At 68.3% G+C, this 14170-nt stretch carries 15 protein-coding genes; 3 read left to right on the forward strand and 12 right to left on the reverse strand.

What is annotated here, in order from left to right:
* Nucleotides 1–8: 8 nt before the first annotated feature.
* The 7 genes from STRNI_RS07790 to STRNI_RS07820 all read right to left on the reverse strand — a co-directional run bounded on the left by STRNI_RS07790 (nucleotide 9) and on the right by STRNI_RS07820 (nucleotide 4687).
* A complete protein-coding gene (locus tag STRNI_RS07790; protein WP_277410797.1) occupies nucleotides 9–452 on the reverse strand; it encodes a glycine-rich domain-containing protein in 444 nt (147 codons plus the stop codon).
* A 422-nt stretch (nucleotides 453–874) separates the two neighbouring features.
* Entirely contained in the window at nucleotides 875–1729 is an 855-nt protein-coding gene (locus STRNI_RS07795; protein WP_266444576.1) for a helix-turn-helix domain-containing protein, read from the reverse strand.
* 22 nt (nucleotides 1730–1751) lie between these two features.
* Nucleotides 1752–2264 (reverse strand): DUF6879 family protein, encoded by a 513-nt coding sequence (locus tag STRNI_RS07800; protein ID WP_274739112.1) that lies wholly within the window; start codon nucleotides 2262–2264, stop codon nucleotides 1752–1754.
* Nucleotides 2242–2469: a hypothetical protein gene (locus tag STRNI_RS07805; protein WP_159485214.1), complete on the reverse strand. Its 228-nt coding sequence runs from the start codon at nucleotides 2467–2469 to the stop codon at nucleotides 2242–2244. The genes STRNI_RS07800 and STRNI_RS07805 overlap by 23 nt, the downstream gene beginning before the upstream one ends.
* A gap of 306 nt (nucleotides 2470–2775) precedes the next feature.
* Nucleotides 2776–3951, reverse strand: coding sequence for a methyltransferase domain-containing protein (locus STRNI_RS07810; protein ID WP_277410798.1), 1176 nt, complete (start codon nucleotides 3949–3951; stop codon nucleotides 2776–2778).
* Nucleotides 3952–3954: 3 nt separating this feature from the next.
* Nucleotides 3955–4227 carry a hypothetical protein gene (locus STRNI_RS07815; protein ID WP_266444570.1) on the reverse strand — a complete coding sequence of 91 codons (273 nt, stop codon included), beginning with the start codon at nucleotides 4225–4227 and terminating at the stop codon, nucleotides 3955–3957.
* Nucleotides 4228–4429: 202 nt separating this feature from the next.
* The gene (locus STRNI_RS07820; protein WP_277410799.1) at nucleotides 4430–4687 is read right to left on the reverse strand and encodes a hypothetical protein; all 258 of its coding nucleotides are present in this window, start codon (nucleotides 4685–4687) and stop codon (nucleotides 4430–4432) included.
* 418 nt (nucleotides 4688–5105) lie between these two features.
* Between STRNI_RS07820 and STRNI_RS07825 the strand changes: the two genes are divergently transcribed.
* Together STRNI_RS07825 and STRNI_RS07830 are read left to right on the forward strand one after the other, a co-directional pair.
* Nucleotides 5106–5948, forward strand: a complete 843-nt coding sequence (locus STRNI_RS07825) for a DUF5753 domain-containing protein (RefSeq protein WP_159485222.1) — start codon at nucleotides 5106–5108, stop codon at nucleotides 5946–5948.
* Nucleotides 5945–6154: a DUF397 domain-containing protein gene (locus tag STRNI_RS07830; RefSeq protein ID WP_159485224.1), complete on the forward strand. Its 210-nt coding sequence runs from the start codon at nucleotides 5945–5947 to the stop codon at nucleotides 6152–6154. The genes STRNI_RS07825 and STRNI_RS07830 overlap by 4 nt, the downstream gene beginning before the upstream one ends.
* Before the next feature lie 226 nt (nucleotides 6155–6380).
* On the opposite strand, the gene STRNI_RS07835 is transcribed toward STRNI_RS07830, so the two are convergent.
* The 3 genes from STRNI_RS07835 to hydA form a co-directional block, all read right to left on the reverse strand.
* Nucleotides 6381–7958: an NCS1 family nucleobase:cation symporter-1 gene (locus tag STRNI_RS07835; RefSeq protein WP_277410800.1), complete on the reverse strand. Its 1578-nt coding sequence runs from the start codon at nucleotides 7956–7958 to the stop codon at nucleotides 6381–6383.
* A gap of 131 nt (nucleotides 7959–8089) precedes the next feature.
* Nucleotides 8090–9091 (reverse strand): TIGR03842 family LLM class F420-dependent oxidoreductase, encoded by a 1002-nt coding sequence (locus STRNI_RS07840; RefSeq protein WP_159485228.1) that lies wholly within the window; start codon nucleotides 9089–9091, stop codon nucleotides 8090–8092.
* 11 nt (nucleotides 9092–9102) lie between these two features.
* A complete protein-coding gene (gene hydA, locus STRNI_RS07845) occupies nucleotides 9103–10509 on the reverse strand; it encodes a dihydropyrimidinase (protein ID WP_277410801.1) in 1407 nt (468 codons plus the stop codon).
* Nucleotides 10510–10881: 372 nt separating this feature from the next.
* Between hydA and STRNI_RS07850 the strand changes: the two genes are divergently transcribed.
* Nucleotides 10882–11766 (forward strand): ABC transporter substrate-binding protein, encoded by an 885-nt coding sequence (locus STRNI_RS07850; RefSeq protein WP_159485230.1) that lies wholly within the window; start codon nucleotides 10882–10884, stop codon nucleotides 11764–11766.
* A gap of 165 nt (nucleotides 11767–11931) precedes the next feature.
* Here STRNI_RS07850 and STRNI_RS07855 read toward each other — a convergent pair whose 3' ends face one another.
* Nucleotides 11932–13248 carry an aspartate aminotransferase family protein gene (locus STRNI_RS07855; protein WP_018090431.1) on the reverse strand — a complete coding sequence of 439 codons (1317 nt, stop codon included), beginning with the start codon at nucleotides 13246–13248 and terminating at the stop codon, nucleotides 11932–11934.
* A complete protein-coding gene (locus tag STRNI_RS07860) occupies nucleotides 13245–14087 on the reverse strand; it encodes a nitrilase-related carbon-nitrogen hydrolase (RefSeq protein WP_018090430.1) in 843 nt (280 codons plus the stop codon). Before STRNI_RS07860 ends, STRNI_RS07855 begins: the two co-directional genes overlap by 4 nt.
* Nucleotides 14088–14170: the final 83 nt, after the last annotated feature.

Genomic DNA, 14170 nt, shown 5'->3' on the forward strand with positions numbered 1-14170 from the left:
TGAACTACCTAGCAGCAGGGGCCGTCACCACAGCAGGCGGGAGGATTGCAGTCGGCCGTGGTGCCCCACAGCCGCTCATCCACCTCGAACCCCTGCGCTTTGATGCGTCCGACCACATCGGCCATCAAGCCCTCCGTCCGAATCTTGCTGTTGGGCCTGTGGTGCAGGAAGTAGCCGAAGTTCTGCTGACACCAGCTGGCGTACTCCTCGGTGTGGAGCATGAAGGTGTGCCAGCCGGAATCCACCTGCTTGCTCGGGGCCATGTCGTCACCGGCCTGGGTAATGCCCATGACGTGGCACATCGCGATGGCCTCGCTCTGAACGCGCTCTGCGACGGAGCGTTCGAGGCCGTACTCGTCGGCGCAGAAGTCCACCAGGCGCTCAAACAGCTCCGGTGTAACGAGGTCGCGGCCTTGCCGGGCCTTGACCGGTTGCTCCAAAACGACTGTCATGGTGTTCCTTCCCTTCTCCGGGAGGGGCCGACCTGCGACGCTCAGGGGGTCGGCCGTGGATCACTTGCTCTCCGCCCCGGCTGCTCGACTGTCCAGGTTTCTGCGGCCGGGGTGGGAGTCATTGGCGCCCTTTGCCCATGCGCGACATGGCTTCGGATGTCCCGGGCGACGGCGCGTGCGACCGGCCAGTCCTTCCGCTTGAGCGCCCGAATACGCATTTCGTCCGAGGCAGCGCACTGTTTGTAACCGGGGGCTCCTAGCCCTTCCAGCAGCCAGCCGTCCAGGGGCAGTTCCACGAGTTGTTGGGTGTACCCGAATCGGGGTGCTCATGGCCCTCCGCCGTTCGCCTCGCACGTTGTCTCGGTTCAGTCAACGGCTGCGGGCAAGACGGGCTCAACGAGTGTGCCCGAACTTGCCCACGATCACCCGAGAGCGTCAATCGCTTGCGTGATGAGGCTGCGCGCCCCTGCCCCATATACGGCTTGCTCAGCAAGGGTGGTGAACGTATCCGCGTACAGGCCGATTTCATGTCGCTGCACGATGGTCAGATGAGCTGAGATCAGCTCGACGTTCGCTTGTGCGTCATCGAAGAGGAAAAAGCCTTCCACGGGCCACAGCCCTGAGCGATCAGCTGTCAAGGGAATGACGCCGAGGCTTACGGACGGCAGCGTTGAGACAGTGAGCAGGTGCCCCAGTTGGCCGGCCATCGTCTCGACTCCGCCGATCCGGTACCGGAGGGCAGACTCTTCCAAGATGATCGAGAATCGGTGATTGCCCTCGTGCACGATGTGCTGCTTGTCGAGGCGAACGCGCACTGCCTCCTCAACGTCATCGATGAGTTGGCGCCGGTCGCGGATCGAGGTCAGGAGGGCTCGAATATATGCCTCGGTCTGCACCGGGCCTGGGATGAGCCACGAGGAGTAGATGCGGTAGCGGAGCGTGCGCTCCCAGACAGGGAGCACCGACTCTTGGGCTCGGCGCAGTCCTGACCGTTCCAGTTGGCACCACTCGACGTACATGCCATCGATGCCGCGTGCGGTGTCGATCAGGTCGTTGGCGAGGTGCGGAACTCCGCAGTGTTCAGCGTAGGCACGAATGTCATCGAATGACGGTGGCCTGGTCCCGCTTTCGATCTTCGAGCACTTGGATTCGTGCCAGCCTGCGAGCGCGGACAGCGCCCGCGCGGTGAGTCCGGAGTCTTTCCGGATCTCGCGCAGGCGCCGGCCGAAGGATTCTCGTGCCTCTCTTACTGCGGAGGAGGAAGGTGGAGTGGCCACTGTGCTTCAGGCTGTCCCGTCGTCACACCAACCGGTACTGCGCGTGGGGGACAGCCTTGTCCCAGACCTTCTCGAACGCTGAGGAGAGGAAGGATGCCAACTGGGGGTCCTCGGTGTACTCGTGCTCCAGCGAGTCGCCATCACCATCGAAGTGGTTGACCAGCACCGCCTTGTCGTCGAAGACCCAGAAGTCATTGCCCGGCAGAGCCAGTTCCGTCGCCTGCTGGCGTGGCAGCCAGCCGACTTCTTCTCCCGCGTTGATGTTGAGCCCGTCGGTGACCGAGTGCTCGAAGCGGATGTAGTCGGAGACGGGCTCCGAGACGATGCGTGCGCGACGGACCGATACTCCTCGTCCTGTCGCCTCCTTCACGATGTCGAGCCAGCCTCGCCAACGTTCTGCGGGGTCGATGGCCTTCCCCGCGGCCCAGTCGATGAAGGCGGGATCGGACCTCATGTACCCGTCCCGCATCTCCAAGTGGACTGCCGAGCGTTGGCAGTTGCGGAACAGGGAATCAAACGTCGGGGCCTGCGTCACCCTTCACCTCCAAAAAGAACTGCACCATGCGTCGGGGGATCTCGACCACCGTCTCATGAGTGGGAAGGTCCAGTTGAGTCAGGCGGTCTGCGTCCTCGACCTTCAGCCCTTGGACCAGGTACGTATCTTTTGCGTCATCCAGGTAGATCGTGGGAGACCCCCCGCTGGGGCTCTCGGGGTCCTTGCCGAGTTTGTGCAGAGTCATGATGTCCTCCTCGGTCGGAGATGACGATCTCTGTGACAGAGCTTGCTATGGACGGCCCACGGGCAAAAGGAACTTGCCCAAACTTGCCCACTTGTCCGATGAGCAGGTGGCAGGGGCATCGGTGCACTCCCGGGTAGCCGGGATACGCCCGGACCTGTCAAGGCCCACCTTCCTTCGTGGAGGGCGGGTCCCTCGTCGTGTCCGCGGCCGTCCGCCCGCTGCCCGGCCGCATCAAGGCGGACACAGCCGGACAGGGGAAAGGGCCCCGCCCATGCACCACGCGGGCAGCACACGGACGGGGCAGTCTCAAAGAGCCCAGGAGTCGGCCGGATCGTCCAGCCACACCCTTTCGCCCTCGGCGGTCACGGTCAGGCCGAACCGGGTGTGGTCCGGCTTTCCGCGGTGGACCCACCAGCGGAACGCGTTCTCCACGTGATCCCAGAGCCGGCGGGGGCCTTGTTGCCACACACGGGCCGGCTTCCCGTCGCGGAACTGCACACACGCCCATGAGTTGTCACTCAGGCTGTAGAACCAGACCGGCCGTGCGCCGTCGCTCTTGTTCGCCACGACGTACGAACACTGGGGGACGCGGAGCCCCATGGCGAACCGCTCCGGGCCGAACTGGTCCCCGACGAACTCCGCTTCCGTGATCGTCGTGGATGACTCGTCGCCGTCCGCCACGCTCCCCTCTACGTAATCGGAATGCGCCCGCTGGGCAAACCGCTGGGACCGGAGCTTCATGAACTCCACGGGGCCGGTGAACTTCCCGGACGCGCTCGCTCCGTCCGGGGCCACGACCAGTCGGGCCACGGCGTCGGCGTGGCTGTAGTTCGTCCCCCACGGAACCACGATGCCCCCGCCGGGCCGGCACTGCTCCACCCACGCGAACGGGATGGACCGGAGACCACACGTAGCGATCACCCGGTCATACGGCGCCCCTTCCAAGTAGCCCTGGAACCCGTCGCCGTGGACAACGTGAAGGGGGATTCCCAGCCGCTCCACCGTCGCCATGGCGGTCGTGGCCACCGCCCGGTCCACCTCCACCGTGGTCACGCACGCCGGCCCCGCACGGTGGGCCATGAGCAAGGCATTCCAGGTGGTGGCGGTGCCGATCTCCAGTGCCTTGTGGCCCGGCTGGAGGTCCAGGTCCTGGAGCATCCGGAACACCACGGAGGGCATGGACGCTGAGCTGGTGGGGACGTGGCCCGGTTCGGTGCCGGTGTGCTTCCCGTCGTCCCACTGGGTGACGATCGGTACGTCGGAGTCCGCATACTCCTGCCACTTGGCGGGGTCGTCCGCCCTGGAAACGGCCACGCTCCGTCCGACCGCCATGTCGAACGGCCACATGAGGTCCGGCAACACGGTGGAGCGGGGAACGGCCGCGTACGAGGGGGCCCAGTCGGAGGAGAGGGCCCCGGAAGACATGAGGGCACGCCCCAACCCGTCCAGGCTGGGGCGCTCCTTGTGTGCGTCGGTGGTCACTGCTCACGCAACCTTGGGCGGGTTGGGGACGCCGGGGCCACCGTCCGGGGTCGGGGACGGCTGCGGGCCCGGCCACGGCTCACCCGGGAGCTTGTCGCCACCGTTGTTCGCAAGGATCGTGATCACGTTTCCTCCTGTTGATTTCCTGGTGATGGTTCGGCCTGCATCCGGCTTGCCGTGGATGCGCTCCCGCATCCTGGCCAACAGGGCGTCCCTTTCTGCGCGTTGTTTGCCCGCGTCACGGTCGTCCTTGGCCACGACTCTGGTCTTCTTCATGTCGCCCCGTGGCTTGCGGGCACCAAGCGGCCGGCTCGTTTCTCGTCGCCCCTCGTCCGCGGTAGCGCACCGATCTCCACGGCCACCCCGTCGTGCTGCGGGTGACGCCGGAGCAGCACTCGGCAGTCCACCGCCTTCGTCCGGTCACCGGCCCGTTCGGCCGCCTCCAAATCACGTTGCAGCTCTACACACTTGGTGCAGTTCACGGCATGCCCCGTCGCCGGACCCGCTGGAGCTTCGCCAGGGCCCGGAGCTGTCGCCCTTCGCGCTCCGACCCCGGTCGCAGACGGCCGTATGCCACGCCCCAGGCAAGGCCCGTGGGCCGTTCCAGGTCGACCATCAGGCCCTTCACGTCACGCACCACGGCCACCATGTCGGCGTCCCGGTCGAAGACGACGCTTCCGATCCTGATCTGTTGGGGCGATGTGTAGAACGCGCGTGGTGCCTCTACCTTGATCACGCCCGTACCTCCCTTCCGTGGGGATGGCCCGCGATCACCCCGTTGAGGCTCCGGACCTCCAGTGAACGGCCCGCCAGGCGGGCCACCTCCCGCTCCTTGTCGCAGGATTCGCACACGTCGCACCCCGGAACAGGAACGGGCTCCAGCTTCGAGCCGACCAACACCCGTCCCGCTGGCGCTCCAGCTACGGCGACACCCAGGACCTCTCCGCCGGTGGACGTTGATGCGCATTGCTCAGCCATCCGAACCCCTCACTGTGTGTGGCTGGTTGGTGACAAGAATGGGGCAGGAATCAGTACTGTGAGGAGGGATTCAGCGCCCAACCTGGGCGTTGGTCAGGCTGGCATATGCGTACGCCGCTGACCGGCCTAAACGCCGCTACGACCGTCAGTGACCAGGTCAATGGTCAGGGGGAGTTATGGACGCTATCGGAGACGAAACAGGGGGCGCAGAGGGCGCATACGACCCGCGCCGGCAGTTCGCGGAGGAGTGCCGGAGCGCCAGAGAGCTGCACCCACAAGGACCCCTGAACCAGACTCAACTGGCCAAGCTGGCCAGCACATCAAAGAGCACGATCAGCCGGTTGGAGACGTGCGTGGGCCTCATCCCGCCAGGGCTCCCTGCCCGGTTGGACCAGGTTTTCTCAACAGACGGACTGTTCAAGCGGCTCCATGAGGAGATCACCGCCCAGACTTTCCCGGTGCACTCCCGCCGACGGATTGAGCTGGAGCCAAAGGCGGTCAGCATTTCGGCGTGGTCGCCCACGGTGGTGCCTGGACTCCTTCAGACAGCGCCGTACGCGCGGGCCCTTCTCCGTGAGGGTGACCCGCGGGCCAGTGACGACGAAGTGGCCACGCTGGTCCGGGCGCGAATGGCGCGACAGGAAGTACTGAAGGGCAATTCCCCGCCGGACTTCTCCGTGGTCATCTGTGAGTCCGTGCTTCGGCGGAACGTCGGGGGCCCCGACGTGATGCGGGAACAGCTCTCCGCGTTGCTCACCCACGGTTCCAGGCGAACCACCGTGCTACAGGTAATGCCTTTAAGTGCGGAGACTCACGGGCTCATGGACGGATCCATGTCCATTCTGACCACCGCGGACGACCCGCCCGTGATCTACACGGAGGGCATCAGATCAGGAACGATCATCGAAGATCCCTCCACGGTGCGGCTCCTCGCACGGTCTTACGATGTCCTCACCGCTTCAGCTCTTTCGCGTGACGCATCCGCCAGCCTGATCCGCAAGCTTATGGAGGCATCGTGACCCCCCTGACTCACCTCTGGGTCAAGTCCAGCTACAGCAGCCAAGACGGTGGCGACTGCCTGGAGTGGTCCCCGGCGCACGTCAGCGCCCACGGCACCGTTCCCGTCCGGGACAGCAAAGACCCGAACGGCCCGGCCCTGATGTTCGAGCCGACCGCGTGGTCAGCCTTCGTCACCGGCGTGCAGACAGGGGAATTCCCCGCGTAGGTTCGTGCGCCGAAACGCAGTCGGCTCCCTCCGGAAGTCCAGACACTGTGGGTAAATCCGCCCCGCTGGATCTCACCAGCGGGGCGGAGTACTGCGAAGGGTGAGGTGCGCGTGCGGGCCAGGGGCCCGCCGCTGAGCCAGGCATCGAGGCGGGCGAGGTTGATGGCGGCGCCAGGGCCACCGTCCGGGGTCGGCGGCTGCGGCCCCGGCCACAGCTCACCGGCTGTTAACAACGCTCGTGATCAATACGCCCAGGGCCTTTACGGCTCCTCATGCCCGGCATCATCAGCACCGTATAGAGCGCCAGCGCCGTGGCGAGCCCCACCGCCCAGCCGTAGTCGGCCAGCGGTTTGAGGAAGGGGAGGAGACCGTCGGTGGGGAAGGGGCCCTTGCCGGGGTGCGAGTAGGAGCCGCCGACCGCCAGGAGTCCGCCGATGACGAAGGCGAGGACGGCTCGCCAGTTCCAGCCGGCCGTGTACCAGTAGTGGCCGCCGGGGCGGTAGAGATCGGCGAGGTCGAGGACGGTGCGGCGGATGATCCAGTAGTCGGCGATGAGGATGCCGGCCACGGTGCCGAGCAGTCCGCCGACCACTCCGAGCCAGGTGAAGATGTACAGCTCGGGGGTGGCGGTGAGCTTCCACGGCAGGATGATCACGCCGATCACGCCGGTGATCAGCGCGCCCGTACGGAAGTTGATGAATTTCGGCGCCAGATGGGCCAGGTCGTAGGCGGGCGAGACGACATTGGCCGCGATATTGACGGAGATGGTCGCGATCAGGACGGTGACCAGCGCGAAGAGCAGGCCGAAGACATTGTCGGCCTTGCCGGCCAGCGCGACCGGGTCCCAGATCGGCGCCCCGTACACCGCCTGCGAGCCCGAGGTGACCAGTACGGAGAGCAGGGCGAACGCGGTCATCGTGGTCGGCAGTCCCAGGGACTGTCCCCAGACCTGGGCCCGCTGACCGGCCCCGAAGCGGGTGAAGTCGGGGATGTTGAGGGAGAGGGTGGCCCAGAAACCGATCATGCCCATGAGGGACGGGAAGAAGACGGGCCAGAAGTCCTCGCCCCAGCCCAGTGTGCTCGGCTGGTCCAGCAGCGGGCCGAATCCGCCCGCCTTGGCCGCCATCCAGCCGAGCAGCGCCAGCGCGCCGACGATGACGAAGGGCGCGGCCCAGTTCTCGAAGCGGCGGAGGGTCTCCATGCCCCGGTAGATGATGGCGAGTTCGACGACCCAGAAGACCAGGAAGCACAGCCAGAGGGTCCAGGGGTAGCCGGCGATTTCCGTGACCCCGGCCCAGCCGCCGCCGAAGACCTTGCCCAGCAGGATGTAGATGCCCTGGCCGCCGATCCAGGTCTGGATGCCGAACCAGCAGCAGGCCACGGCGGCGCGCACCAGCGCGGGCAGGTTGGCGCCGCGCAGCCCGAACGACGCCCGTGCGAGCACCGGGAAGGGGATGCCGTACTTGGGGCCGGCATGCCCGGTGAGCAGCATCGGGACCAGGACGACGAGGTTCGCCAGCGCGATGGTCAGGACCGCCTGCTTCCAGTCCATGCCGAGCGCGACCAGGCCGGAGGCGAGGGTCCAGGAGGGGATGTTGTGGGCCATGCCGACCCACAGGGCCGCGAAGTTGTAGGTGGTCCAGCGGCGTTCGGCCAGCGGCACGGGGCGCAGATCGGCATTGACGTACCGGCCGTGCGGGGCGATGGCGCCCGGCGCCGGTTCGACGCGGCCGTCCGGGGCAGTGATCTGGCCCGCTGGTGTTATGGGGAGTTCCGGCGGCACGGGTGAGGAGGGCGCGGACATGCGGGGACCTTTCGTCCGGGTGCGGGCCGCCGGTCGCCGGCCGGCGCGGCGGAGGGCTCGGTCGCCGCGCCCGGCGGGCGGCCCGGGCGCGACGCGCGCAAGGCATCAACGCGCCGCGCACCGGGCCCCGTTCAGTCGGCGAACGCGGGAAGGACCTCTGCTCCGTAGGCGTCGATGGTGGATTCCTTGGCGTCGTGCATGGCGTAGAGCGCGAACTGGTCCACGCCCAGCGCCTGGAGCTGCCGCAGCTTTTCGATGTGCGCGGCGGCCGGGCCGAGCAGACAGAAACGGTCGATGACGGTGTCCGACACGAAGCCGGCGTCCGGGTTGCCCGACCGGCCGTGGTGGGCGTAGTCGTAGCCCTCCCGGGACTCGATGTACGCGGTCAGCTCGTCCGGCACCATGCCGGAGTGCTCGCCGTAGTGTGCGACGAGGTCGGCGACGTGGTTGCCGACCATGCCCCCGAACCAGCGGCACTGCTCACGGGCGTGTGCGAGGTCCTCGCCCACGTAGGCGGGGGCGGCGACACAGATCGTCACCTCGGCGGGATCGCGGCCGGCGTCCACCGCGGCCTGCCGTACGGCCTTGATCATCCACTCGGTGAGGAAGGGGTCGGCGAGCTGGAGGATGAATCCGTCGGCCAACTGGCCCGCCATGGCAAGGGCCTTGGGGCCATAGGCGGCCATCCAGACCGGCAGCTTGCCGTCCTTGATCCAGGGGATCTTGATCCGGTGTTCGCCGACGTACGCCTCCCGCCCCTCGGCCAGATCACGGATGACTCCGATCGCCTGGCCCAGCCGGGCAAGGGTGTTGGGCGGGCGCCCGGCCACCCGCATCGCGGAGTCGCCGCGCCCGATGCCGCAGACGGTGCGGTTGCCGTACATCTCGTTGAGGGTGGCGAAGGTGGAGGCGGTGACCTCCGGGGTGCGGGTGGAGGGGTTGGTGACCATCGGGCCGACGATCAGACGCTCGGTGTGTTCCAGAACGCGGCTGTAGATGACGAACGGTTCCTGCCACAGCACGGTCGAGTCGAAGGTCCAGCCGTAGCGGAACCCGTTGCGCTCGGCGCGGCGCATCAGGGACACAACGGCGGAAGCGGGCGGGTCGGCCTGCAGGACAACTCCGAAGTCCACAGCGGCGCTCCTTAGATGAGGTACTGGCAGGTGCCGCGCGGGATGTACTGCCCGTGTCCCGCGCGTCCGGTGAACTCCCGCCGGTCGAGGACGAGTTCACCGCGGGAGAGGACGGTTTCGACCTGTCCGGTGAGCTGTTTGCCCTCGTACGGCGAGTAGTCGACGTTCATGTGGTGGGTCTCGGCGGAGACGGTCTGCTCGACGGTGGGGTCGTAGATGACGAGGTCGGCGTCGGAGCCGGGGGCGAGGGTGCCCTTCTTCGGGTAGAGGCCGAACATCCGGGCCGGGGTCGCGCAGGCGATCTCGATCCAGCGGCGGCGGCTGATACGGCCCTCCACGACCCCTTGGTGGAGGAGGTCCATCCGGTTCTCCACGCCCGGCATCCCGTTCGGGATCTTGGAGAAGTCGCCGCGGCCGAGCTCCTTCTGCCCCTGGAAGCAGAACGGGCAGTGGTCGGTCGAGACCACCTGGAGGTCGTTGGTGCGCAGCCCGCGCCACAGCGCCGCCTGGTGCTCACGCGGCCGCAGCGGCGTGGAGCACACGTACTTGGCGCCCTCGAAGTCCGGCTCGGCGAGGTTGTCGGTGGACAGGAACAGGTACTGCGGACAGGTCTCGCCGAAGACGTTCAGGCCCTTGTCGCGGGCCTGGGCGATCTCGGCGAGGGCTTCCTCGGCGGAGACATGGACGACATAGAGCGGGGCGCCGGCCACCCGCGCCAGCTGGATGGTGCGGTGGGTGGCCTCGGCCTCCAGGAGGACCCGGCGGACCTCGCCGTGGTAGCGCGGATCGGTCCGGCCCGCGGCCAGCGCCTGTTCGACGAGGACGTCGATGGCGATGCCGTTCTCGGCGTGCATCATGATCAGCCCGCCGTTGTCGGCGGACTGCTGCATGGCACGCAGGATCTGTCCGTCGTCGCTGTAGAAGACGCCGGGGTAGGCGGTGAACAGCTTGAAGGAGGTGACGCCCTCCGCCACCAGGAGGTCCATCTCCTTGAGGGTGTGCTCGTTGACGTCCGAGAGGATCATGTGGAACGCGTAGTCGATGGCGCACTGGGCATCGGACTTGGCGTGCCAGGCGTCCAGGCCGGCGCGCAGCGACTTGCCACGGGACTGGACCGCGAAGTCGATGAGGGTGGTGGTGCCGCCCCAGGCCGCGGCGCGGGTACCGGTCTCGAAGTTGTCGGAGGAGAAGGCCCCGCCGAAGGGGAAGTCCAGGTGGGTGTGGGCGTCGACGCCCCCCGGGATGACGTATTTGCCGGTGGCGTCGATGACACGGTCCGCCGCCCCGGCCCAGCCGTCCGCGCTGGGGCTGCCGTGCGCCGCGAGGGCGGCGACCCGGCCGTCCTCCACCAGGACATCGGCGTGGACCTCATCGGCGGCGGTGATCACCAGTCCGCCCTGAACGACCGTACGGCTCACAATCCTGCTCCCTTCCACACCAGCGACATCGGCGGCACGGGAAGGCGGAGCTCGACGCGCACCATCCCCTCGGCAGGTCTGCTCCGCTGACGCCACGCCACAACCGGTCTACACCCGTAGATCACGGTCGAGAAGGAGACCGTAGAAGCATGTCACCCACGGTGGCAATACCGTGACCGTTAATCAGCGGAGACGTTCGTGTTGCACCGATGATCAGCTGGACGGTTCAACGCGGGGCGCGGAGGGGGTGGGCGCGGCGGCCGCGGGAGGGGTGCGGGAGTGGCGCGATGGGCAGATATCCGCCGACACCGGCGGGCGAACCCTGGGGGCGGCCCGGCATTCTGACGGACGGATCGGAAAGGCGGCGGGTTCATGGAACAGAGCACACCGTGGGAGTTCTCCGACGACCGGGGGCGCCTGGCGGTGGCCGGTGACCGGCCGCTTCGGATCGTGACGTACATACAGGCGGGGGCGACGCTGTGGGACCACGGCATACGCCCCGTGGGGCTCTTCGGGTCCCAGCACGACGGCGCCGCCCCCGATCCCGCCAAGGGCGGTGAGCTGCCGCTCGCGGAGATCCCCTACCTCGGTTCGGGCGGCGCGCTGCACCCGGACACCCTGCTGGAGGCGCGCCCGGACCTCGTGGTGGCCGTGACCTATGACGGCGAGCAGGTCTACGGGCTGGAGCCGAAGACCGCCCTGGAGCTGGAGGCTCATGTCCCGGTCGCCACCGTCGCGGTGGGCCCCGGCCGGAGCCTGGCCGAGGTGCGCGAACGGTTCGCGGCGCTCGCCGGCTCGCTCGGCCAGGGCGAACCCCTCGTCCGCGCACGGGAGTTGGACGCCGCGGAGGACACCCTGCGGCAGGCGACCGGCGGGGCGGTACGGCCGCGGGTGCTGGCACTGTCGCCCGCGGGCCCGGAGCGGGTGCATCTGGCCCGGCCCAGCTCCTGGCCGGATCTGCGGGCGCTGACCGAACACGGCGTGGGACTGCTGCAGCCGGCCGCGGGGGCCGGGGTGAACTGGTCCACCGTCGGCTGGGCGGACGCCGCGGCGATGGAGCCGGACATCGTGCTGATGGACGTACGGGCCAACGCCGCCCGGCCCGAACAACTCCGGTCCGACGCCCACTGGCGCGCGATCGAGGCCCGGTCCCGGCTGCTGCCGTGGAACCCGGAGGCCCCGTGCAGCCGGCGCGCCCACACGCGCTTCTTCACCCTGGTGGCCGACACGGTGCGCGAGGCCGCCGGGGCCGCATAAGACCTTCCGGGACCGCATGAGGCCTTCCGGGGCCGGGGCTTGCCCTGCGCGGTCCGGCCGGGCCCGTGTCGTCCGGCACCGCATACCCTGTTCCCCCCACGGACGTCGGCAGTGGGCAGGCGGGAGGCTTCGCGCCCGGTGAAGCCCCCGCCCCCGCCGTGTTCCTTATGCCGGGGCCGCCAGCCGCCCCTGTGCCGTCCGCAGTGCGTCCGCCAGCAGATCCGCGCCCTCTTCCGCCTCGGCGACGGTCAGCGTCATCGGGGGCGCGATCCGCAGCGAGGCGCCGCCCTGGCCGCCCTTGCCGATCAGCAGACCGCGCTCGCGGGCAGCCTCCAGGACCAGGGAGGCGGCCTCCGGCGAGCGCTCGTCGGTGCCCGGGCGGACCAGTTCGATGCCGATCATCAGGCCGCGGCCGCGCACTTCCCGTACGAGATCGAGGCCCGCCGCGACCGCCCGCAGCCGCTCGATGAGCAGACCGCCGACCCGCCGGGCGTTGCCCTGGAGGTCGTGTTCGAGGAGGTAGCCGAGGTTGGCCAGGCCCGCGGCCATGGTGACCGGGCTGCCGCCGAAGGTGGAAATGGAGTTCGCGGAGAGCGAGTTCATCACCTCGGCCCGGGCCACCACCCCGCCGATGGACATGCCGTTGCCGATGCCCTTGGCGAAGGTCAGCATGTCGGGCGGACCGTTGTCGGCGTGCGCCTGCCAGCCCCAGAAGTGGTCGCCGGTACGGCCCCAGCCGGTCTGCACCTCGTCGCTGATCCAGAGGATGCCGTGCCGGGCGAGCACCTCGCGGAACGCGGCGTAGAGACCGTCCGGCGGCATGGTGAATCCGCCGACGCCCTGGACCGGTTCGGCGATCAGCGCGGCGACCCCGCCCGCGGTCTGCTGGAGCATGTCCTCCAGGTCGTCGACGCAGGCCGCGATGTACGCACCGTCGCTGAGCTCCGCGTACGGGCCGCGGCTGCGCACCCCGCCGTGGACATACAGCGTCTGCAGGGGCGAGAGGCTGGTGGGCGACCAGCTCTGGTTGCCGGTGATGCCGACGGTGGAGAAGGACCGGCCGTGGTAGCTGTTGCGCATCGCCAGGATCTGATTGGAGCGGCGGTGCGTGGTGGCCAGCAGCAGGGCCGCGTCATTAGCCTCCGTACCGGAGGTGGTGAAGAAGACCCGGGCGTCGGGGATGCCGGAGAGCGCCGCGATCCGCTCCGCCAGGTCGACCATGGGCCGGGAGAGGTAGAGCGTCGAGGTGTGGATGATGCGGCCGGCCTGGTCGCTGACGGCCTTGGTCACCTCGGGCAGCGCATGCGCCGTCATGGTGGTGAGGATGCCGCCGAAGAAGTCGAGATAGCGGTTGCCCTCGGCGTCCCAGACGTGGCGGCCCTCGCCATGGGTGAGTTCGAGGGGCCGCTCGTAGTAGAGGCTGAGCCAGGAGGGCAGGACGGCCTGGTGGCGGGCGTGCAGGCCCGCGGGGTCATGGGTCACGGCTGCACCAGTCCGTCGTACGCGTCGGGGCGGCGGTCGCGGTAGAAGGCCCACTGCTGGCGGACCTCGTCGATGAGGGCGAAGTCCAGGTCCCGGATGACCAGTTCCTCCTTGGAGTCGCTGGCGACGTCGCCGACGAACTGTCCCCGGGGGTCGACGAAGTAGCTGGTGCCGTAGAAGTCGTTGTCGCCGTACTCCTCGACGCCGACCCGGTTGATCGCCGCGATGAAGTACTCGTTGGCGACCGCGGCCGCGGGCTGCTCCAGCTGCCAGAGGTAGGCCGACAGGCCGCGGGAGGTGGCGGAGGGGTTGTAGACCAGCTGGGCGCCATTGAGGCCCAACTGCCGCCAGCCTTCGGGGAAGTGACGGTCGTAGCAGATGTAGACGCCGACCTTGCCGACGGCGGTGTCGAAGACCGGCCAGCCGGCGTTCCCCGGCTTGAAGTAGTACTTCTCCCAGAAGCCCTTGACCTGCGGGATGTGGTGCTTGCGATAGGCGCCCAGGAACGTGCCGTCGGCGTCGATGACGGCCGCGGTGTTGTAGTAGAAGCCGGACTGTTCGACCTCGAAGACGGGGACGACGATGACCATGCCGGTCTCGCGGGCCAGGTCCTGCATCCGCCGGACGGTCGGGCCGTCGGGCACCGGCTCGGCCCAGCGGTAGTGCTCGGGCTCCTGGACCTGACAGAAGTACGGAGCGTTGAAGACTTCCTGGAAGCCGATCACCTTCGCGCCCTGCGCGGCCGCCGCTCTGGCGTACTCCTCATGCTTCGCGATCATCGATTCGGTGTCGCCGGTCCAGGTCGCCTGGACCAGTGCGGCACGCACAACATCGGCCATGAGCTGCTCCTTTGTCGATGCGTTCAGCCCTGCAGCCCGCGCGGGATCTACGCGTGTGGAGGTGACCGTAGGCCCCGTCACGC

Source organism: Streptomyces nigrescens, assembly GCF_027626975.1.
Taxonomy (GTDB): domain Bacteria; phylum Actinomycetota; class Actinomycetes; order Streptomycetales; family Streptomycetaceae; genus Streptomyces; species Streptomyces nigrescens.